Below are 21,793 nucleotides of genomic sequence, written 5' to 3'. Positions count from 1 at the left end.
TGAGTAGGTATGCAATAATATAGTTCTGATCGTGAAAAGCATTCAATAGGAAGGTGAAACGGTTCATTATGGAAAAACCGCTACTGATTATTGTGAATGGTTTACCTGGTTCAGGCAAGACAACGCTGGCCAGACGACTTGCCACCGACCTACAACTGCCCGTTTTCGCTCGAGATGGCTTATATGAATTCCTCCATGATGCGCTTGAATGTACAAGTAATGGCGAGCCACCTTTACTGGGTCTCATCTCATTTAAACTTCTCTACTCTATTGCTGGCTCTTTATTGGCGGTCGGCAAGCCACTGGTGGTTGAAGGCTTCTTTGGTCGCCCCGACCTGCGTGGCGCCGAGTTTCGCCAACTGCAACAACAGCACAACTTTGAACCATTCCAGATTCTCTGCCAGGCAGACGGAACAGTCTTGCTGGAACGCTTCATGGCACGCATGCAATCAATAGAGCGCCATTCCGGGCACAGCGATCAGGCATGGATCGAAGAAAATAAAGAGCGCCTCTTAAAGGGAAAACTCACGCCGCTCCCTCTAGATGGACAGCTCATCGAAATCGATACCACCACACCACAAAGCCTTGACTATCCCAACCTGCTCCAACACGTTCAAACCGCGCTCACACCTACAATTAAATAAACTGATGTAGCGGCAGCCTTCACGGCTGCGATCTGTTCTGCGTATAAACAACTCCCTGTTCGCAACGGCATGCGCTTGCCGCTGCCCCTTCTCGACGTCCGATCGGCACACGCCGCACATCATGGCGATGGCCCCGGTCACGTGGGTGATGACGTGGCTTGTCCGTACGTGCAACGGGGGCAGCGGCAAGCGCATGCCGTTGCGTGGCGGTTGCTTGTCGGTACGCCAACAGGTCGCAGCCGTGAAGGCTGCCGCTACTTCTTTTTCTTGCCTTTTTGGATCTGGGCCATGATTTTATTGAGTTTGTTTGGTGTCAGGGATGTTGATGAATGGTCGGTTGACTTGTTTTTTTGCTCGGGCTGCGTTGGCTGGGAAGTCTCAACGGGTTGGGGCTGCGGCTGCGGCTGATCAAGCACTTGCGCGAGCGCGGCAATGGTTTGATAGCGGAAGAGTTGTCCGGGCATTAAGGGCATCTGTACCTGCCTGGCACGGGTACAGACCTGCACGACCTGGATCGAATCACCGCCAAGGGTAAAGAAATTATCCTGGATGCCGATCTGCTCCTGTCCTAATACATCGGACCAGATGGCAGCCAGGGCTTTCTCGAAGTCAGTGGTTGGCGCTACGATCTCGCGCTGCGTATTGACTACATCTTCAGGAAGCGGAAGTTGCTTGCGATCTATTTTACCATTCGGGGTTAAGGGAAATGTATCGATGAATGTAAATATTGTTGGAACCATGTAGTCAGGTAAAGAGGTCTGTAGATACACTCTGAGTTCTTCTACACGAGGCGGCTCCTGGTGTGGTATCACATATGCAACCAGTTGTGGCTGGCCTTGTTTGTTCTCCCGTAAAAGGACAATGCTGGAACGTATGGCGGCATGCTGATCCAGAAGGGCTTCGATCTCACCTAACTCGATCCGGAAGCCACGCAATTTGATCTGGGTATCCAGGCGTCCAAGAAACTCGATAGTACCGTTATTGAGCCAGCGGGCACGATCACCGGTCCGATAGAGGCGCGCACCGGGCCGCTGACTAAAGGGATCCGGGATAAAACGTTCGGAGGTCAGATCTGGACGTTGGAAGTAGCCACGCGCCAGGCCATCCCCTCCGATCACGAGTTCACCTGAAATTCCTACTGGCAACATGTGATCATGGGCATCCAGGATATAGATCTGCGTATTGGCGATCGGCGCACCGATAGAGACAACCGCACGGTCGTCAAGTGGGAGTTGCACATGTTGGAGCAGGGACCAGATGGTGGTTTCGGTTGGTCCATACATATTCCAGAGATCGGCACCGCGAGCCAGAAGAGACTGAGCCAGATCAAGCGAGAGAGCTTCTCCTCCACACAGCACCTTTAAGCCGGAAAGCTGTACCTCTTCATTCAAGAGCAACATGCGCCAGGTAACCGGGGTGGCCTGCATGACGGTCGCGCCGCTCTGCTGAAGTAGTTGCCACAGTAACTGGCTATCCAGTATCACTTCACGGGTAGCCAATTCCAACCGCCCACCTGTCAGCAACGGCAGGAATAGTTCGAGTCCCGAAATATCAAAAGAAAAACTGGTCACGGCAAGCAAGATATCCTGCTCGGTATAGCCAGGTTGCCTCTGCATAGACATGATAAAGTTGCTCACAGCCCGATGGCTGATCTGAATCCCCTTTGGACGGCCCGTGGAACCAGAAGTATACAGCACATAGGCCAGATTATCGGCAGAGACACGTTGGCGGGCTGCCATTGGATCATAATCAAGTCCAGCCAGCACATCTGCCAGCAGAAAGACTGGTCCTGCAAAAGTCGGCAAAACCTGCTGCTCATCAGCACCGGTCAATAGTGCCTGCACGTGTGCATCCTGAATGATAAAACCAAGCCGTTCAGCAGGATACTCTGGATCAAGCGGAATATACGCAGCTCCGGCTTTCAGGATACCCAGGATACTAATCACAAACGCTTCTGAACGCGCCAGACAGACGCCAATCAACGCTTCCGGCTTGATGTCCTGGCGGCGTAAGTATGCCGCCACGCGGTTCGCACGCTCATCAAGCTCGGCATAGGTAAGGGATCGACCATCGCAACTTAGCGCTTTGACATGTGGGACACGAGCTACCTGAGCTTCAAACAGTTCATGCAAGCAGATATTCTGATCATAAACCGCATACGTTGAATTGAAATCTACCATCAGCGTGCTACGTTCCTGCTCACTGAGGAGTACAAGCTGTGAGAGTCGCTGCTCATGATCAGTCGCAATGCATGTGAGTAAGTTCAGGAAATGCTGGCCGATGCGCAGAATAGTTTCGTTGCTAAAGAGGCTGGTATTATATTCCAGGATATAGCTGAGTTTCTGAGCAAACAACACAAAATCACAGGAAAGATCAAAACGAGCCGTCTGAGACCCAATATCTGTATATTTATGAGTAGAATGTCCGGTAGATGGGGAAGTATGAATAAAATTGTTAAAGGCGAAAAAGACCTGGAAAAGGGGATTATAACTCGTGCTTCTTTCAGGTTTTAAAGCCTCTATCAGGTATTCAAATGGCATATCCTGATGACTATAGGCCTCAATACAGACGGTGCGCATCCGCATGAGCAGATCATGAAAAGTTGGATCTTGCGCGAGATCCGCCCGTAAGAGCAAGGTCGTTAGAAAGGGTCCAATTAAGGCTTCAAATTCGCTGCGGGTACGCAGCGAAGCCGGGGTCCCAATCACAATATCGTCCTGCCCACTGTAATAGTTGAGCAGAACAGCAAAGCCACTCAGGAGTACCATGAACAGGGTCGTACCTGTTATGCGCGCAAGTTCTTGTAGGCGCCCAAGCAATTCATCAGACACCTGGAAGGTTTGCTCTGCTCCTTTATGCGTCTGGACAGCAGGCCGGGGATAGTCGGTTGGTAACTCTAATAAGGCTGGCATAGCGGCCAGTTGTTGTTGCCAGTAATCGAGCAAGGATTGCGCATCCTCACCCTGGAGCATTTCGCGCTGCCAGACGGCATAGTCAGCATATTGCAACGTTAACGTTGGAAGCACTGGCTCTCGGCCCGAGCGCAGAGCAGCATAAATCTCCATAAATTCATCATAGAAAACCTGATAAGAGACACCATCAATAATAATATGGTGGATCACAAAAAGGAAGAGATGCTCGTCATCACGTATGTTAAGCACAATCATTTTAAACAAGGGAGCCTGATCAAGTTCCAGTATTTCCTGTGATAAATCCTGTTGCAACTGCTGTATTTCTTGTTGTTGTGCTTGCTCGCTCAGTCTAGAGATATCAATCAACGGCAACGGGATCGACAGCTCAAGTGCAATTGCCTGCATAAGTTGATCATCGGCAACTACGAATGAAGTACGCAAGATTTCATGGCGCTCAACAATCAACGCCAGCGTCTGGTGCAGGGCCTGCATATCTACAGGTCCACGCAGAATGAATCCACCTAATATATGATAGGTTGATTTAGCTTCATCAACCTGATTCAGAACCCAGAGACTTTCCTGCATAAAGGAGGGCGGAAAAAAATATTGCTCAGCATCCTCGACCATCTCTGTTGGTTTATCCTCTATTTGACCTTGCATGCGTACACATACCCTTTACTCTGCTGCTAGACAACATTATATACAAGCTTTTTTCTCAGTGCCTGCGTGTGGATTAATAAGTCTGTCAGATATCATTTGATGGCGAGGCGGGAATGCAAGGGACGGAAAATCCCTTGAATGGGGGATCGGGGGCCGTGCCCCCGACATCTCCCCCCATCCGCTCGCGTAGCGGGCGCACAACCCACCAAACGAAATTTGACAATGTACTAGCCAACTCGACAAAGGCTTAGAGCTCTCCTGGCACGAGAATCCAGAAACATAAGCTGCACATAGCATGAAATACATACACCTGACCCGAAAATACTTTTCATGCTAAGAATAGCACGATATTTAGCAGCTAACAATATTTTTACTTTTTAGCGCTAAAAAATTTTACAACCGAGTATCCATTTATGATATCAACATAGATAATTCTAGCTATGTGTTAATTATATTTCAAATATGATAGTAAGCAAAATTTTTAGAAAGTGCTATATCTTAAAAATATATATCTTTATAGTTCAGGATATTATTTCTGTAAAGTTCCATGCTATAATATCAATAAGCTTTAGAAGCTCTGGATACACAAAGATGTTTTATTGCAATGATGTATACAAGAAAAGGATTTTTATGCTTTGGATGCAAAAAAACCAATCCTCCTGGCTCGTTGCCGCGCTTTGTCTGTGTTGTCTGCTGGCAACGGCTTGCACGGGAGGTACCACACAGGTTACGCAACCTTCAACAAACAATAATTCACAGGATACAGCAAATATGACAGCGACACCTGCTTCTCAATCCAACAAAAACACCTGCGCAAAACCTTCACCGATCAAGGCTGGGACAACCGAGAATCAGGCCGTAGCAGCCCATCCAGCCGCCTCACGTGGACAACATACACGCACCTATCTGGTCCATGTGCCAGCACAATATAGCGCCAAAACAGCTGTCCCGATGGTGATCATCTTTCACGGCCATGGCGGCACGGCACAGGAAGCCGAACAGGACACCGGCTTCTCGCAATTGGCCGATAAAGAACAGTTCATCGCGGTCTATCCACAGGGTTTACCAGATGATGGTCAGATGCCAATGTGGGCCAGCATCGGCCCCCTGGATTACAATATCGACGAAACAGTATTTATGAACGATATGCTGGACAAGCTCACTAAAGATTTCTGTGTCGACACACAGCGTATCTATGCTACCGGCTTTTCCAATGGAGGTGGCATGAGCGGCTTTGTTGCCTGCCAGCTCTCCACCCGCATCGCCGCGGTCGCCCCTATCTCCGGTAATTATTATCCCTTGCAGGCGGGCTGCCATCCACAAAGGGCGGTCCCGATGCTGGAAATCCATGGGAGCGCTGATCCGATCGTGCCATATAATGGCATCTCGGCCAAAGTCAATCCCCAATGGCCATTACCAGCGGTACAGGACTGGCTTGGCGAGTGGGCCAAACGCAATGGTTGTACCAAAGGGCCGGAACAATTTTTCCAGGATAAGAACGCCACCGGATTCCGCTGGACTGATTGCCATCAGAATGCAACCATCATGCACTATCGCATGGAAGGCGAGGGACATACGGTCCCGGCAAAGATTGGCAATCTGCCCACAGAACAGGTCATCTGGAACTTCTTTAAGCTCCATACTTTAGCTGGCCCGAAATAGCGTTATCAGGCATGCCCACACTATTTCTTTTTATGGTAGCGCTCACACGACGCGATCAGAAACGCCAAGACATCCATGGTCGCCTGAGCAACCCGCTCCACAGTCTCACGGGCATGCAGGTTTTCACTATAGTCCCATTGCATAATCAACTGATCCGCGGTAACCCGGCCAGTAACCTGGAAGGTATACGTGCGATCAGACTGGCTATCCCGGTAGTGTCCGGATAAGGGACCCTGCACCTGAAAGGTGGGTTGGGATGGATCGGAAAAGTTGCTGCCGATATAATTCACCACTATTTCAGGTCCAGGTAAATTCCGCAGAACCTCTGCATCTGGACTCTGCCCATAGGTGCGTAAAATACCATAGCCCACGCCGTGTCTGGGGATCGACTGCAACTGTGTTTTAACATGTTGCAACACCGTCTCTATCGTCGCTGTGCCTGTCAGACTGATTGCCACCGGAAAATCCGTGCCGAAAGCTCCAACTGTCCGTGAGACATCCATATCATCAAAAAAGGCTTCCCGGCCATGGCTGAACAGACGAACCATAATCGCATCCTGATCCGTCCATTGTTGGCAGGCCCAGGCCAGAGCCGTCATCAAAATAGCGTCCATCTGCGCGGTATAGGTCGGGACAACTTCGTGCAACAGGATAGCGGTCTCGGCGGCTGAAAGCTGAACCTCCAGGATCCGCGAAGAAGCTATCGTATTCTCTCCGGCTGGATAGTCACGGGGCAGACGAGCCACCTGGCGACTCTGGGCAGCCAGCCAGTACGGATATTCTTTCTCCGCCTCCTCGCTCTGAGCATAGGTCTGTAAACGCTGCGTCCATTGCTGAAAAGAGGTCGGCTTAGGTGGATATTGAATCGGTTGGTCCTGCGAGGCCAGTTGATAGCCAGCCAGAAAATCACCAATCAACACCTGCCAGGACTCAATATCAGCGACAAGGTAATGGGCCAGCAACAGGACCATACTTTCCTGTTGGTCCCCGCGATCAAAGTGCAATACTTTGAAGAGCGGTCCATGCTCCAGATCAAAGGACAATTGCTGCTCCTGCAAGTGGGCACGCTGCTGCGTCTGGACTTCTTCTTCGGACAGACCTGCAAGGTCTATATGCCAGAATGGTGTATTCCCTGTACTTTCCATGCTCTCTAAGGCGAAGCGCACATCGGTGAATGAGCGGCGCAGGCGTAGCGCATCATGATAGGCATAGAGCGTGCGCACCACCTCTTGAACATAGTCCGCCTGCATCGGTTTCTCAGTAGAGATCGCATAGGCCAGCGTATAATATTCGGGATGATAGACGGCTGGATCCAGCACATAGCGTTGTCCGGGCGCGGCCAGAGTCGGACCAGTTACGGCTCCTTGCTCCGCGATAATCTGCGTCGAACCGACGGTAGCCGCCAGTTCGGCAATAGTCTGATGCTTGAAGACCTGTTTGGCGGTCATGGGTAAATGCGCTTTATTGGCTCTGGCAACGATACGAATAATCAGCAACGAGTTACCGCCAAGTTCAAAGAAATTATCATGGATACCAACACGCTCAAGACCAAGCACCTGTTGCCAGATCAGCGCCAGTTCCTGCTCTACCACCGTCCGGGGAGCTGTATAGCTGGCAGTCAGTTCCGGGCGATCCTGGCCGGGAACCGGTAAAGCTCGGCGATCAATCTTGCCATTCGGGGTCAGGGGCAGCGCTGGCAGCAAGACATACGCGGCCGGCAGCATATAATCAGGCAGGTGTCCTTTCAGATGGCTGCGTACCTCTGGAATAAGCTTGCGCGATCTGGACTTTTGCAAAGGATTATTTGTATAAGCCTGCCAGTTCATCGTTTCGTGCCCTGACCGTTGGACTGGTCTGGGCCATGCCAGCGCTGTTCCCAACTGTTTTTTCTGGATCAACACATCGTAGGCATCCAGCCTGCCAGACTGCGCCCAGGTCAGGTCTACCTGGTAAGGATGTGTATCCGCTAAAATCCAGAAGCGTTCAGGATCAATAGATGTGTGCTCTGGAGCAAGCGGAGCCAGGAGCTCCGTCCGCACATCCTGTACCGTCGCAGCATCATCCCCAGTGTGCAAACGAGCGACAGACTGAACGGCCTGCTGTAAGCGCGTATTGGGCACATCCAGCAGAGCCAGCGCTGGAATATCTGTCTCGGCCAGATAAGCTGGCAGTTCTTCAGGCATAAGATTACGCTCTGGCCAGTTAATATACTGTATGGGTACGGTATCGGCTTGCGGCTCGCCCATCTGGATAATCACATCGTAACGGAACTGCGTAATTTCATTCACAGCCTCACCACGTTTCAAGTGAATCTCGATCGAGCTGATACCTGGAAGAGCGCGCTGTAACAAACTGAAGATAGTAGGATCAAACAGGAGTTCCTCTTCCTGCTCCAGATGCGTGGTAATCAGGCGCTGTAATTCGCTGCGTGTCATGCTCTCATCGGCTTGATAGAGCTGGATGGCGGTCTGGAATGTTTCTAATAAGGGCAGGCTGCGCAGATCACCCAGGAAGATGCGTCCATCAGTTGAGACCAGTCGTGTCAGCTCTTCCAGGACCTGCACAAAGTACGCGGCCCCTGGAAAATACTGGGCCACCGAGTTCAGGATAATGGTATCAAATGAGCCCGTTTCCAGATCCATCAGTTGATCGGCCGCACGCTGGAGCAATTTGACCTGCGACCAGCCCCATTTATCCAGCTGGCGCTGAATGCTGGCCAGCGCACTCGGAGAAAAATCGACACCACAGTAGTAGTCACAATGAGGAGCAACCCGATAGAGCAACAAACCTGTTCCACAGCCGATCTCCAGTACACGCTGAGGATTCAAAGCCAGGATGCGCCGCACAGTAGCAGTGACCCAGGCCTGCATCTCAGCCACAGGAATAGCTTCCTGCGTATAGCTGCTCTTCCAGCCACTGAGATTCAAATCAGGATCAAAATTGCTCTCATCTTCATGATAGGTACTATCCCAGACCTCCTGCCACTGCGAAACCTGTTCCGCCTGCCAGCCACCGCCGACATTCTCCCCCTGATAATCTTCTTGCGCCACCATGTAAGCTACTAACTGGCTCTCACCGGGTATATCCTCACGAACAATCACAACATTTTCTTTGACGCCAGGATGTTGCGCCAGCACCGCTTCAATTTCATGCAACTCGATGCGATACCCGCGCACCTTGACCTGCTGATCGACACGTCCCAGGAACACCAGTGTTCCATCGCGCTGATAACGCGCCACATCTCCAGTCCGGTAGATGCGTCGTCCTGGCTCAGAACTCAAGGCATCCGGCAAAAAACGCTCGGCGGTCAGCTCTGGTTTACCAAGATAGCCCCGACTCAATCCATCACCACCAATATACAGTTCACCAGGCATATCCAGGGGAACCAGCTCCAGTTGCTCGTTGAGGATATATATCTGGGTATTGGCAATTGGCTGCCCGATCGGAATTGCTCCATGGACAGCTTCAACCGGCTGCAGCGCGGACCAGATCGTTGTTTCAGTTGGACCATACATGTTCCACAGACTCTGGCAACGCTCAAGGAGCTGACTCGCCAGATCCTGTGGCAAGGCCTCACCACCACAAAGTATCTTTAGTCCAGCATCACCCTGCCAGCCACTATCAATCAATAAACGCCAGGTCGAGGGCGTGGCCTGCATCACCGTCACCGTTTCCCGGCTCAGCAGCGCCATCAGTTCCTCGGCATCACGCGTGGCGCTCTGGCTGGCAATCACCAGGCGCGCACCTGTCGTCAAAGGCAGAAACATTTCCAGGCCCGCAATATCAAATGAGAGACTGGTCACCGCCAGCAGTACATCCTGGTCCGTGAGTCCCGGCTGCTGGCGCATCGCATGCAAAAAGTTCACCACATTCTGATGCACAATCTGCACACCTTTGGGAAGTCCGGTCGAGCCAGAGGTATAGATGACATAGGCCAGACTATCCGCCAGCACCGGCAGATTCAGAGCCGTCGCCGGTTCGGCCTCAATGCTGGCCGCCAGTTGATCCACACACAACGCAGTACCCGCAAACGCTGGCAAGCGTGCAAGCAGGGGTTCCTGTGTCAACAAAACAGAGATCTGGGCATGTTCAAGCACATAGGCGATGCGCGCCTGGGGATAATTGGGATCAAGCGGAATATAGGCACAGCCCGCTTTCAGGATCGCCAGCAGTCCAATCACCATATCCAGCGAACGCTCGACACATAGGCCCACGCAGCTTTCAGCCTGGATACCTGGCTGCTTATGTAAGTAGTGTGCCAGTTGATTGGCACGCGTATCCAGTTGCTGATAAGTTAAACGCTGATCCTCGAAACATACGGCGACCGCGGTCGGAGTTCGGACCACGCGCTCCTCGAAAAGCAGATGCAGTGTGGCAGTTGCTGGATAATCCTGCTGCGTACGATTCCAGGCCAGGATCTGCTGACGTTCTTTTGCCGTCAGCAATTGCAGCGTTTTCACCGAGAGCTCAGGATTGGCCGCGATACTGTCAAGCAGGGATTGAAAATGGTCCAGCATACTCTGCACAGTTGCTGCATCGAAGAGATCGGTATTATATTCAAACTCTGCTCTCAGTCCCTGGGCTTGCTCAGAAATAAAGAGAGCCAGATCAAACTTGGAGGTCGTGGTCCCGGTTTCCAGCGCATGCACTTGCAGGTCTGTCTTCGCTAACGTCGTCCCCCCGGTATTTTGTAAGGTAAATAAAACCTGAAAGAGTGGTGAATGACTCAGGTTCCGTTCTGGATGCAGGACCTCGACCAGTTTCTCGAACGGTAGATCCTGGTGGGCATACGCATCGAAGCACATTTCGCGCACCCGCCTGACAAGCTCGCGGAACGTCGGTTCACCGCTCACATCGCCCCGTAAGACCAGCGTATTCACAAAAAAGCCAATCAGATTCTCGGTCTCTTCACGCGTGCGGTTAGCAATTAACGAGCCTATCGGGATGCTCTCTTGCCTGGTATAGGCAAAAAGCAAGACATAGAAGGCGGCCAGCAAGACCATGAAAAGCGTCGCGCCTTCTTGCTGGGCCAGGGCTTGAAGCGCTGCCACACTCTGTTCAGAGAGCATCGCGGAAAGGGCGGTGCCAGCAAAGGTCTGCTCTACCCCACGCGCACGATCAAAAGGCAATTGTAACACCGGTAGGTCGCTTAGCTGCTTCTGCCAGTAGTTCAGCAGGGTATCCAGCCGCGTAGACTGTAACCATTCCCGTTGCCAGAGGGCGAAATCGATGTACTGTATGGGCAACGCTGGTAGGTCTGGGGTTGTCTGGTTGTGGAAAGCATTGAGGAACTGAAAAAATTCACGCTGGAGAATACTGCCAGACCAGCCATCAGAGATAATGTGGTGCGTGGTTAACAGCAGGATCGCTTCCTGCTCGCTCAGGCGCAACAGGCGCACACGCAGCAGTGGACCAATCGTCAGATTGAAGGCCAGATGGGCCTCCTGCTTGATGAGGGTGTATACTTCTTTGTCTCGCTCTCTTCCTGAGAAAGATGCGAAATCAATCACTGTCAGCGGCACGGTACTCTGGGCCGCCACGACTTGCCGTGGTTCGCCCTCACGTGAGAGAAAGATCGTACGCAGCGTTTCATGGCGCATGACAAGGGCATTCAGCGCTTTTTGCAAACTGGCAAGTGAAAATTGACCATCCAGCCACAGAGCCAGCGGAATATTATAGAGTGGGCTCCCGGGTTCAAAAAGATCTAAAAACCAGAGCCGCTGCTGAGCAAAGGAAAGTGGAAACGTCTTTTCGCCAGGCGCACGCAGAGGAATCGTTTCCCGCGCTCCTTTTTGTTCCTGTTGTTGTTTTTCTTTCAAACGCTGAAAAAGAAGCGCACGCTGCTGCGGAGTCAGGTCTGCGAGTTGCTTCTTGCGTGGATCAATACTCACGTTGTATCCTTCCTTTATCCTTGAACAGTGAAAATAAGCAGGTAACGATCAGTTCTCATGCGGCAACTCGCCGAGTTGGGCCAGGATCTGCAGCAGGTCCTCATTTTCAGCTTCAGCCAGTTCCTGCTGAATAATCGCTTCCGCAAAACTGGCAATAGTCGGTGCGGCAAACAGGGTACGCAGAGGCATTTCAGTCTGTAGATCACGGCGCACGTGGAAGATAATCTGGGTCGCCAGCAGCGATTGACCACCTAAAGCGAAAAAGTTATCGTGCCGTCCAACGCGTTCAACATGCAGGACGTGCATCCAGATCGTCGCCAGCGTCTCTTCGATAGGGGTCAAAGGAGCCTCATAGGTTGCGTCCGGTAACGTGAACTCTGGATCAGGCAAGGCCTGCCGGTCCACTTTACCGGTAGCCGCCAGCGGGAAGGCATCCAGGAATATATAAACAGAGGGGACCAGATAGGCAGGCAGAGCTTTCTGTAGATAGCGCTGGATCTCCTCACGGGTCACCGCCTGATCCGGCTCAGCGAGCAGATATGCGACCAGTTGTGGCATGCCAGCCTGGTTCGCACGCGCCATGATCAAAGCATCACGGATAGCCGAATGACGCAACAGCACAACCGCGATTTCCTCCGGCTCAATTCTGAAACCATGGATCTTTATCTGCTGGTCATTGCGGCCGCGATAGACCAGATCGCCGCCGGGCAACATGTGCGCCAGATCCCCGGTTTTATACAGGCGGCTACCTGGAATCTGACTGAATGGATCAGGCACAAAACGCTCGGCCGTCAGGTCAGCTCTGCCCTGATAGCCACGGGCCACACCCGCGCCACCAATATAGAGTTCACCGATACCACCAGCCGGCACCAGATTCATCTGCGTATCCAGGATATAGAGCTGTGTATTAGCAATGGGGCGACCGATGGGAATAGCGCCAGTGTGGGTATCCTGCGACTGAAGCTCATACACACAACAGCCAACCACCGTTTCGGTTGGACCATACTCATTGAAGAGGCGCAGTTCAGGAGCGGCTTTTTGCCAGAATTTAACCTGCTCCATGCCCAACGCTTCACCACCAATAATCAAAGCCTTACTGGCTTGCACAACCTGTTCCTCGACGAGCAGATGGCTCAAGCCAGCCAGATGGGCCGGGGTCAACTTGATAAAGCTCCACTCCTGTCCAGAGGAGAAGGCAGCCTGTAATACCTCAAGACTCTGCTCCTCGGCCTGCTTCTCCGGCAACAGCACCACGGCCTGGCCGGTCAGCAAGGGAGCAAATAAGCTGGTCACCGTCAGATCAAAATTGATCGCAGAGTGGACTGGCGCACCTTTTCCTTCATGCATGGGATAGGTAGCTACGGCCCAGGCCAGATAGTTGCTCAAGCCTTCATGGGTCACCATCACGCCCTTTGGCTCACCAGTCGAGCCTGAAGTATAGATGATATATGCCAGTTGCTCAGGCACGACCGTCTCTTCTAAAGGATCAGCAGGCAGGGGCTGCCAGGATTGCTCTAACTGATCCAGGCACAGCGACGCGCACGGTAGTGCATCCAGCGTTTGTAATAACTGACTCTGGGTAAGTAGTAGCTCTATCTGCGCATTCCGCAGTTGGAAGGCCAGCCGCTCAAGTGGACTCTTAGGATCCAGAGGAACGTAGACTCCTCCGGCCTTGAGCACACTCAATAGGGCCAGCGGCAGCACTAATGAGCGTTCCAGACAGATACCGACCCGTGTCTCGGTGTGGATGCCATGTTGACGCAGCAGTCGGGCCAGTTGATTGGATTGCGCATCCAGCTCGGCATAGGTCAACTGTTGCTCACCCGCTACAATCGCCACCACCTGAGGAGTACGCGTGGCTTGCTCGGCAATCATGTGCAGCACGGTCCGGGTACGGTAGTCTGGGACGAGTGGTCCACTGGTGATGGTCAGGAAACGTTGCCGCTCCTCACTCGTCATCAACTCATAGCTCAACAACTGTTTCTCAGGAGCCCGCACGATCTCTTCCAGCAGAGACATAAAATGGTGCGCAAGATCGATGATAGTCGATGCATCAAAGAGATGAATATTATATTCAAACAAGACACTGATACCTTCTGGCAATTCCGTCAAGGCCAGGGTGATATCAAATTTAGTGGTCGGATTATTGATCGGCAAGGATTCTAATTCCAGGCCGGGCAGATTCAGATCACCTTGCGGCGCGTTCTGCAAGATGAACATAACCTGGAACAATGGATGGTGGCTCAAGCTGCGTTCGGGCTGGACGGCATCCACGATGCGCTCAAACGGCAACTCCTGATGGCGGAAGGCTTCCAGACAGCTTTCGCGGACCCGCACCAACAGTTCCTGGAATGTAGGATTGCCGGACAACTGCGTGCGCAGGGGCAGCGTATTAATAAAACAACCAATCAAGCCTTCAGTTTCACTCTGCGTCCTGCCCGCTACCGGCGTGCCAATGACCAGATCATCCTGACCCGTGTAGCGTAGCAGCAGCACCTGGAAAGCTGCCAGCAAGGTCATAAACAGGGTCACACCTTCCTGCAGACTCAAAGCGTGTAGTTGCTCTGTCAGGTGCTGGGAAATATGCAGAGAATGGCCTTTACCTTCCTGCATCTGAACAGCGGGACGCGTATAATCAAGTGGCAGCGCTAACACCTCGGGGGCTCCCCGTAAGGCTGTACGCCAGTAGCCCAGCTGTTGCTCCAGCACAGCACCCTGCAACCATTCCCGCTGCCAGAGCGCATAGTCCGCGTACTGGATGGGCAGGTCTGGCAATTGTGCCTCTTCATGTAAGAGCGAAGCAGTATAGAGCAGGCTGAGCTCGTTCACCAGGATACCAATTGACCAGGCATCCGCGATACAGTGATGCAGTGAGAGCAGGAGGATATGTTCATCAGCGGTGACCTTCAGCAATTTGAGTCGCAGCAATGATGGCTGCGCGAAATCGAAGGGTGTCATCGCTTCTTCCATCACCAGAGTCTGGATTTCTTGCGATTGCGCCTCGGCAGTAGCGGCGATCACCTGTATGTCTGGCAGGCTGATGGAAAGCTCGGGAATAATCACTTGCTGCAAGCGATCATCCTGCATCAGTAGTGCTGTACGTAAGCTTTCATGGCGCTGGATCAGCGCATTCAAGCATTTTTCCAGGTGATCCACTTGCAGGTGACCGGATAATTTCAGCGCAAATGGTAACGTATACGCCGGACTTTCAGGCTCCAGCTGACTCAAGAACCAGAGCCGCTTCTTGCGCAAACGAGAGTGGAATGACTGCGGGACGTTCCTGCGGACGAAGCGCAGGCACACTGCTGGTTTCCAGGCTGCTCACCTGCAACAATTCTTCAATATGGCGCGCAAGTTCAGCAATAGTCGGAGCTTCAAACAGGAGCCGCAATTTCACATCCAGCTGAAACAGCTCCCGGATGCGTGAGATAATGCGGATGGCCAATAAGGAGTGGCCACCAAGTTCAAAAAAGTTATCGTGCAAGCCAATCGACTCACGCTGCAGCAACTGCGACCAGATGCTCTGGATCAATTCCTCTACCTGAGATAGCGCGGCATCGGTAATAATGGCCGTCTCAAATAAACTGCTTACACGTTCCGTCGGCTCTGGGAGCGCACGCCGATCAACTTTACCATTGGCGTTTAACGGCAGGGCATCCAGCACCTCAAAACGAGTGGGCAACATATATTCGGGCAGGCGTGCGCGTAAAAAGTGTCGTAGCTCAAACTCACTACTAACCGAGGAAGATACAGCAGCTTTCAGCTCACTATAGGCCACCAGATACTTCTCGCCGGCGGCATCCTCGCGGACCACCACGACGCATTGCTGAATATCTGGATGCTGGAGTAGCGCCTGCTCAATCTCGCCCAACTCAATACGATACCCACGGATCTTGACCTGATTATCATTACGGCCAATAAACTCAATCTCACCATTCGGACGATAGCGCGCCAGATCGCCAGTTCGATACAGGCGCATCCCCGGCTCAGTGCTAAAGAGATCTGGAATAAAACGCTCGGCGGTAAGCTCCGGCCGATGCAGATAGCCACGGGCCAGTCCAGCGCCACCCAGATAGACTTCACCAATCACACCGACCGGTACAGGTTGATAGGCGGCATCGAGCAGATAGACCTGCGTATGCGCCAGCGGCCGGCCAATCGTCGGCGCAGCACTGATGTCACGCGTCTGAAGACCAAAGGTTGAGTAGGTTGTATCCTCTGAAGGTCCATACAGATTGAAGACACGCTGGACCATGGTCTGCTGATACAGTTGTTGCACCAGCGGCAGGGTCAGTGGTTCACCGGCCAGATTTATCACGCGCACCGTCTCCGGGATGGCCTGCAAATTCGCTAATTCGACCGCCGCAGAGGGAACAGTATTGATCAGGGTAACCTGCTGCACCGTTTTCAGAGTTGGTAGATGCAAGGCATCATTGGCAAGGATGACCGTGCCACCACTACTCAAGGGCACAAAGATCTCGAAGATAGAGAGATCAAAGGTGATTGAAGTGGCCGCCAGCACACCCGCCAGATCCTCGGGCGCGAATACGCTCTGCGCCCATTTGACCAGCACCGCCGGACTTTGATGGGTAATAGCCACCGCTTTGGGGGTTCCGGTAGAGCCCGAAGTATAGATCAGGTACGCCAGATTCGCCACGCTGACATTGCTCTGGACGGCACTCCTGGGCTGCTGTGCAATCTGTTCCTGCAACGCATCCAGACATACAGCCTGCTCCTCGGATAATTCGAGTTGCTGTACAAGCGCGGTGTGGGTGAGCATTAACTGGATATCAGCATCCTCAAGACAGAAGCGGATGCGCTCCTGTGGCAGGCGCACATCAAATGGTACATACGCCGCGCCAGCTTTCAGGATCGCCAGCAGACTCATAATCAATTCCGGCTTGCGTTCCAGGCATACTCCAACTCGCTGCTCTGGCCTGACGCCACGTGAGCGCAGATAATGCGCCAGTTGATTGGCCCGCTCATCAAGTTCCTGATAGGTCAGCTGTCCCGCTTCGGTCAGGACAGCGACAGCCGTGGGGGTGCGCTGGACCTGTTGCTCAAACAACGTATGCAGGCAGAGATCAGGCAGGGAATCATGGGCGGTCGCATTCCATTCACCAAGCATCTGCTGACGCTCGCCAGCCGTCAGCAATGGCAGATCGCCAATCGGGAGATCAGGTTCTTCGATGGCGTTGCCCAACAAGGTCTGAAAATGCGTGATCATGCGTATGATCGTGTTTTCATCAAACAGATCAATGTTGTATTCCACCACGCCGCGTATACCTTCAGCCGTTTCGCGCAGCTCAATTGTCAGATCTTGCTTGGCTGTGCGACTGCCAATCTCAATTAATTCAGCCTGCAAACCTGGCCAGGACAGTTCTTTGTGCGGCGTATTCTGGAAGACAAAGAGTACCTGGAAGAGCGGTGAATGGCTCTGGCTGCGTTCGGGCTGCAACGCCTCAACGAGTTTCTCAAAAGGCAGATCTTGATGGGTATAGGCATCTAAAGCCACGTCCCGCACCACGCCCAGCAATTCGCGCCAGGTTAAGGTCGCATCACCATGAATACGCAAAGGCAAGGTATTCAGGAAGAGTCCGACCATCTGCTCGGTCTCGCGCTGCGTTCTACCGGCGGTCGGAGTACCTACCACCAGATCATACTGACCGGCGTAACGCACAAAGACCAGATAGAAGCCAGCCAGCAAGGCCATAAAATTGGTCACGCCTTCTTCACGATTGACCGCCTGCAGCCCCTGGCTGACGGCTGGATTCAAGCTGAAAGGATAGATCGCACCGCGAAAAGTCTGGACCGCTGGACGCGGCCGATCGGTCGGCAGATCCAGGGTCGGAGGCGCGCCAGCTAATTGCTCCTGCCAGTAGCTCAACTGGGTCTCCAGGATCTCTCCCTGCAACCAGGTACGCTGCCAGAGCGCATAATCAGCATATTGCAAAGGCAATGGTTCTGGCTCGGTCGCCGCCGGTTCCACTTGCTGCTGACGATAGAACGTCTGAAGTTCGTTCAGCAAGAGATCAATTGACCAGCCATCGACAATGATATGATGAAAGATTAGCAGTAACACATGTTCATTGGGATCAAGCTGAAACAGGATCAGCCTGACTAACTCCTGATCCAATTGAAAGGGTCGCTGCGCCTCTTGCTGGATCAAACTGCGAACCACCTGAGCACGCTCAGAGGCTGGCCTGCCAGTCAGATCCACTGTCGTCAGAGCACTCGGATCCTCAGCGCTGATATGCTGGCTTGCCACGCCATCCTGGGAGAGAATGGTCGTGCGCAACGGCTCGTGACGCGCAACCATCAACTTCCAGGCGCGCTCCAGGGCCTGCTGGTCAAGCAGTCCATGTAGTTGCAGGGCCAGCGAAATATTATAGAAAGGATTATCTGGCTGCCATTGATTCAGAAACCAGAAGCGCTCCTGCGCAAACGACAAGGGAACCTGTCCATGGCGTTCCATACGCGTGATAGCTGGAATCGACAGGCCCTTTTCTGGCTTGCGTAGCGCTTCGATATGCGTGGCAAGCTTAGCGATAGTCGGTTTATCATAAATCGCGCGCACTGGTAACTCAAGCTGCAGGATATCGCGTAGCCGCGCCACAACCTGAGTAGCCTGCAACGAATGTCCACCCAACCGAAAAAAATGCTCGGTCCGTCCGACACTCTCTACCTGTAAAACAGAGGCCCAGATACTGGCCAGTATCTCTTCAAGTGGCGTCTCGGGCGCGGCATAATTCTTTTTATTGGTGGTCCCCTGCTGCTCGGGCGCTGGCAACTGACGCGGATCTATTTTGCCGGTACTGGTCCGGGGCAACTGGTCAGACAGGATACAGATAGTGGGAAGCATATAGGGTGGCAGCTTTTCCTGGATGCGCAATTGGAGTCTGGCCGCCAGCGCCTGGATCTGGGTTCTGGCCACCACATAGGCTACCAGCCGCGACTCACCAGGAACATCTTCACGCACAACCACCACGCATTCCTGTACCGCCGGATCCTGCGCGAGAACTGACTCGATTTCGCCCGGCTCAATGCGGAAGCCACGGATCTTAATCTGCGTATCCAGGCGTCCCATCACTTCGATCGCCCCGCTCGGCAGATAGCGCGCCAGATCACCAGTCCGATAGAGTCGTGCGCCCTCCTGCTGGCTGAAAGGATGCGGGACAAAACGTTCGGCAGTCAGCTCGGGACGCTGGAAATAACCACGCGCCAGAGCCAGACCACCAATATACAGTTCGCCCGGCAAGCCAATCGCCACCAGCTGCAATTGTGGATCCAGAATATACGCCTGTACGTTCCCGATCGCCTGTCCAACCGGAACCAGTTGTCCTACAGCCTCTTCTGCATGGGCCTGATAGGTCAGAGCGGTAATCGTGGTCTCGGTCAATCCATAGGCATTATACAGAGCGACCTTCTCGGTGGCACAGCGATACCAGTTCTGTAGCTGAGCTGGCAATGCTCGCTCGCTTCCAATAATCACCGCTTTCAGCATCTGTGACGGATGCGCCTGCGCGTGCATCATTTCCGCCACCCATGCGTGCCAGTAGGACGAAGGAATATTAATGATAGTCAGTCGTTCTTGCTCAAGATAGCGATTAAAGTCAGACGGTGCTGCTGGATAAGCCTCGGGCCACATGACCACGGCCGCACCTATTGACCAGGTGGGCAAGCATTCTTCCAGAAAGACATCAAAGTTCAACGAAGCAAACTGCAACACACGATCATTGGAATCCAGTTGATAACGCTGAATAGTAGCCTGGCTATGGTTGACCAGGGCGCGATGGGTACCGATGACGCCCTTGGGGGTACCGGTAGAACCAGAGGTATAGATAAGATAAGCGGCATTGTCTGGATAGATTGAGGTTGCCGGAGACTCTATTGACTGCTCCGCAATGACTGCCTGCTCCTTATCAAGCACTATCGTTCTGGCGGCTGGATAGCTACAGGCAGCTTGAAAGTCGCTTCTGGTGAGCACAATTGCTACACCAGCATCTGCCAGCAGAAATTCAATGCGCTCAGGTGGATAATGGGGATCGATGGGAAAATAGGCTGCGCCTGCCTTCAGACAACTTAACAGGCTTACACAGAGATCGGGAGAACGTTCCAGACAAACGGCAATCCGTACCTCGGGTCCAGCTCCTTGCTGCTGGAGATAATGCGCAAGCTGATTCGCCCGCTGCTCCAGGTCCTGATAACTGTAGACTTCAGATCCATAACAAAGCGCAGACGACTCGGGTGTACGTTGCACCTGCTGCGCAAACAGCTCGGTCCAGTTGTGATAAGACGGATAGGGTTCAGCCGTCTGATTCCAGGTCGTCAGGATAGACTGTTTTTCGCGCTCCGTAAGCAAAGAATAGTTCAGGAGCCGCTGCTCAGGATGCGCCAGAAATTCATCTAACAACATAGCCAGATGTTCAAGCATGCGAGCAATCGCGGATCCCGCGAACTGTGTCGTTGCATATCCCAGATGTAATTCGAGCCGTCGCCAGGCTCCCACCGCCAGGACCAGTGGATAATTCGTTTGTTCCAACATCTGTACTGCACGCACTTCAAGCGTGCTCACGGTTCCCGGCTCCTCGGCGCTATTAAGGGGATAATTCTCAAACACCATCAGACTTTCGAACAGCGGCAACTCACGCGGCACATCGCTCCAGCCTTGAATCTGCACCAGCGGGCTATAATCATACTGGCGCATGTCGGCCTGCTGCATCTGAAGTTGGGTCAGCCAGGTCAGGAGCGATTCCTGTGCTGGTATGGGGACACGTACAGGCAAGGTATTGATAAAGAGACCAATCATATCCTCCGCGCCGGGAAGACTTAATGGCCGACCATTGACCGTCGCGCCAAAGAGAATATCATCCTGTCCGCTATAGCGGCTCAGGAGCAGCGACCAGGCACCTTGTACCAGCGTATTGATGGTCAGGCGGTGTTGTCTGGCGAATTGCCGTAACGCCTCTGTTTTCTCCATCGAGAGCGCCAGACCCTGTAAGGTTACCGAGCGGCCACCGCTGAGATGCAAGCGTGCATGCGCCGAAGTCTGTTCAGCATTCGCTGCAGCGTCCTGATCAAGCAATTGGGGAGCGACACTCGTCGTATCAGCCGTCTCCGCTGCTGATTGCAGTACAAGTGGAGTTGGCGCCACAAAGCCAGCCAGATACGTACGCCAGAACTGCTCGGCGGCACTCTGATCCTGCTCTTGCAACCAGAGCAAATAATCATGATATGGTCGCCGCGTGATCTGCAAGGCGGGCTCTTTCCCCTGCACATACGCCTCATATGTGATCAGCACTTCGCGCAATGTCTCGGCCAGCGACCAGCCATCCAGTAGTAGATGATGATAGGTAAATAGCAAATAATATTCCTGATGTGCAAGCCGTAATAGCGAAATACGCAGCAAAGGAGCCTGCTTCATATCGAAGCCACGCTGGCGGTCGTTCGCCAGCAATTCATCCAGGCTACTCTGTTGGACGGAGGTTGAATAGCCACGCCAGTCTAATTCTTGCCAGGGCAGTTCGGCTATTTGTTGTACCACCTGTACCGGTTCATCGATACCTTCCCAGATAAATAGTGTACGCAATACTGGATGGCGTTGTTGGATAGACTGCCACGCCTGTCGCAGCAGATCCGGCTGTAAAGCTCCCTGCAAGTGATAGATGGCTTGTTCTATATAGACGCCAGAATGAGGAGTGTAAAGGGTATGAAAAAGCATGCCTCGTTGCATTGGTGAAAGTTCGTAGATGTCATCGATTGATTCAGCGATCATCCCGGTGTCTCCTAGCCTGCGCTTTTGGTTATGAATATCTCTAATACGCTATAGTTAATGGTTGCTCCCTCCCCGCCGCCGCCGGCGGCGGGGAGGGAGGGGGGAGAACCGGGGCGCAGCCCCGGACCCCAGGTTAAGGGCGGCTGCCCTTAACAATCCCGCCCGGCCTTACGACAATGCACAGGGTCGCGCCCCGTGGGTTCGAGGTTTGCACTCGATTGGCCCCGGGCCTCGCGATACGTACCCGTG

7 protein-coding genes are annotated in these 21,793 nt (G+C 53.0%); 2 read left to right on the top strand and 5 right to left on the bottom strand.

Annotated features, from left to right (window positions below):
- Window positions 1-68: 68 nt before the first annotated feature.
- The gene (locus KDW_RS21035) at window positions 69-644 is read left to right on the top strand and encodes a P-loop nucleotide/nucleoside kinase family protein (RefSeq protein WP_151757920.1); all 576 of its coding nucleotides are present in this window, start codon (window positions 69-71) and stop codon (window positions 642-644) included.
- 19 nt (window positions 645-663) lie between these two features.
- Here KDW_RS21035 and KDW_RS21030 read toward each other — a convergent pair whose 3' ends face one another.
- Entirely contained in the window at window positions 664-873 is a 210-nt protein-coding gene (locus KDW_RS21030) for a hypothetical protein (protein WP_151757919.1), read from the bottom strand.
- Window positions 874-898: 25 nt separating this feature from the next.
- Window positions 899-4,216 carry a non-ribosomal peptide synthetase gene (locus tag KDW_RS21025; RefSeq protein ID WP_151757918.1) on the bottom strand — a complete coding sequence of 1,106 codons (3,318 nt, stop codon included), beginning with the start codon at window positions 4,214-4,216 and terminating at the stop codon, window positions 899-901.
- Window positions 4,217-4,855: 639 nt separating this feature from the next.
- On the opposite strand from KDW_RS21025, the gene KDW_RS21020 reads away from it, so the two are divergent.
- Window positions 4,856-5,878: a CE1 family esterase gene (locus tag KDW_RS21020; RefSeq protein ID WP_162005463.1), complete on the top strand. Its 1,023-nt coding sequence runs from the start codon at window positions 4,856-4,858 to the stop codon at window positions 5,876-5,878.
- A 20-nt stretch (window positions 5,879-5,898) separates the two neighbouring features.
- On the opposite strand, the gene KDW_RS21015 is transcribed toward KDW_RS21020, so the two are convergent.
- Genes KDW_RS21015 through KDW_RS21005 form a run of 3 tightly spaced genes read right to left on the bottom strand, consistent with a single transcriptional unit; the run spans window position 5,899 to window position 21,544 of the window.
- Window positions 5,899-11,769, bottom strand: coding sequence for a non-ribosomal peptide synthetase (locus KDW_RS21015; RefSeq protein WP_151757916.1), 5,871 nt, complete (start codon window positions 11,767-11,769; stop codon window positions 5,899-5,901).
- A 48-nt stretch (window positions 11,770-11,817) separates the two neighbouring features.
- Window positions 11,818-14,997, bottom strand: coding sequence for a non-ribosomal peptide synthetase (locus tag KDW_RS21010; RefSeq protein WP_162005462.1), 3,180 nt, complete (start codon window positions 14,995-14,997; stop codon window positions 11,818-11,820).
- Window positions 14,978-21,544: a non-ribosomal peptide synthetase gene (locus tag KDW_RS21005; protein WP_151757914.1), complete on the bottom strand. Its 6,567-nt coding sequence runs from the start codon at window positions 21,542-21,544 to the stop codon at window positions 14,978-14,980. Before KDW_RS21005 ends, KDW_RS21010 begins: the two co-directional genes overlap by 20 nt.
- Window positions 21,545-21,793: the final 249 nt, after the last annotated feature.

Origin of the sequence: Dictyobacter vulcani (genome assembly GCF_008974265.1) — a bacterium.
In the GTDB taxonomy this organism is placed as follows: Bacteria; Chloroflexota; Ktedonobacteria; order Ktedonobacterales; family Ktedonobacteraceae; genus Dictyobacter; species Dictyobacter vulcani.
Note: the sequence above shows the minus strand (reverse complement) of the source record. Positions and strands in the feature narration are given on the sequence as shown.

What these genes read in the sequence shown, in the direction of transcription:
- KDW_RS21035 (WP_151757920.1), top strand. Translation starts at nt 69, where the DNA reads ATGGAAAAACCGCTACTGATTATTGTGAATGGTTTACCTGGTTCAGGC.
- KDW_RS21025 (WP_151757918.1), bottom strand. Translation starts at nt 4,216, where the DNA reads ATGCAAGGTCAAATAGAGGATAAACCAACAGAGATGGTCGAGGATGCT.
- KDW_RS21020 (WP_162005463.1), top strand. Translation starts at nt 4,856, where the DNA reads ATGCAAAAAAACCAATCCTCCTGGCTCGTTGCCGCGCTTTGTCTGTGT.
- KDW_RS21005 (WP_151757914.1), bottom strand. Translation starts at nt 21,544, where the DNA reads ATGATCGCTGAATCAATCGATGACATCTACGAACTTTCACCAATGCAA.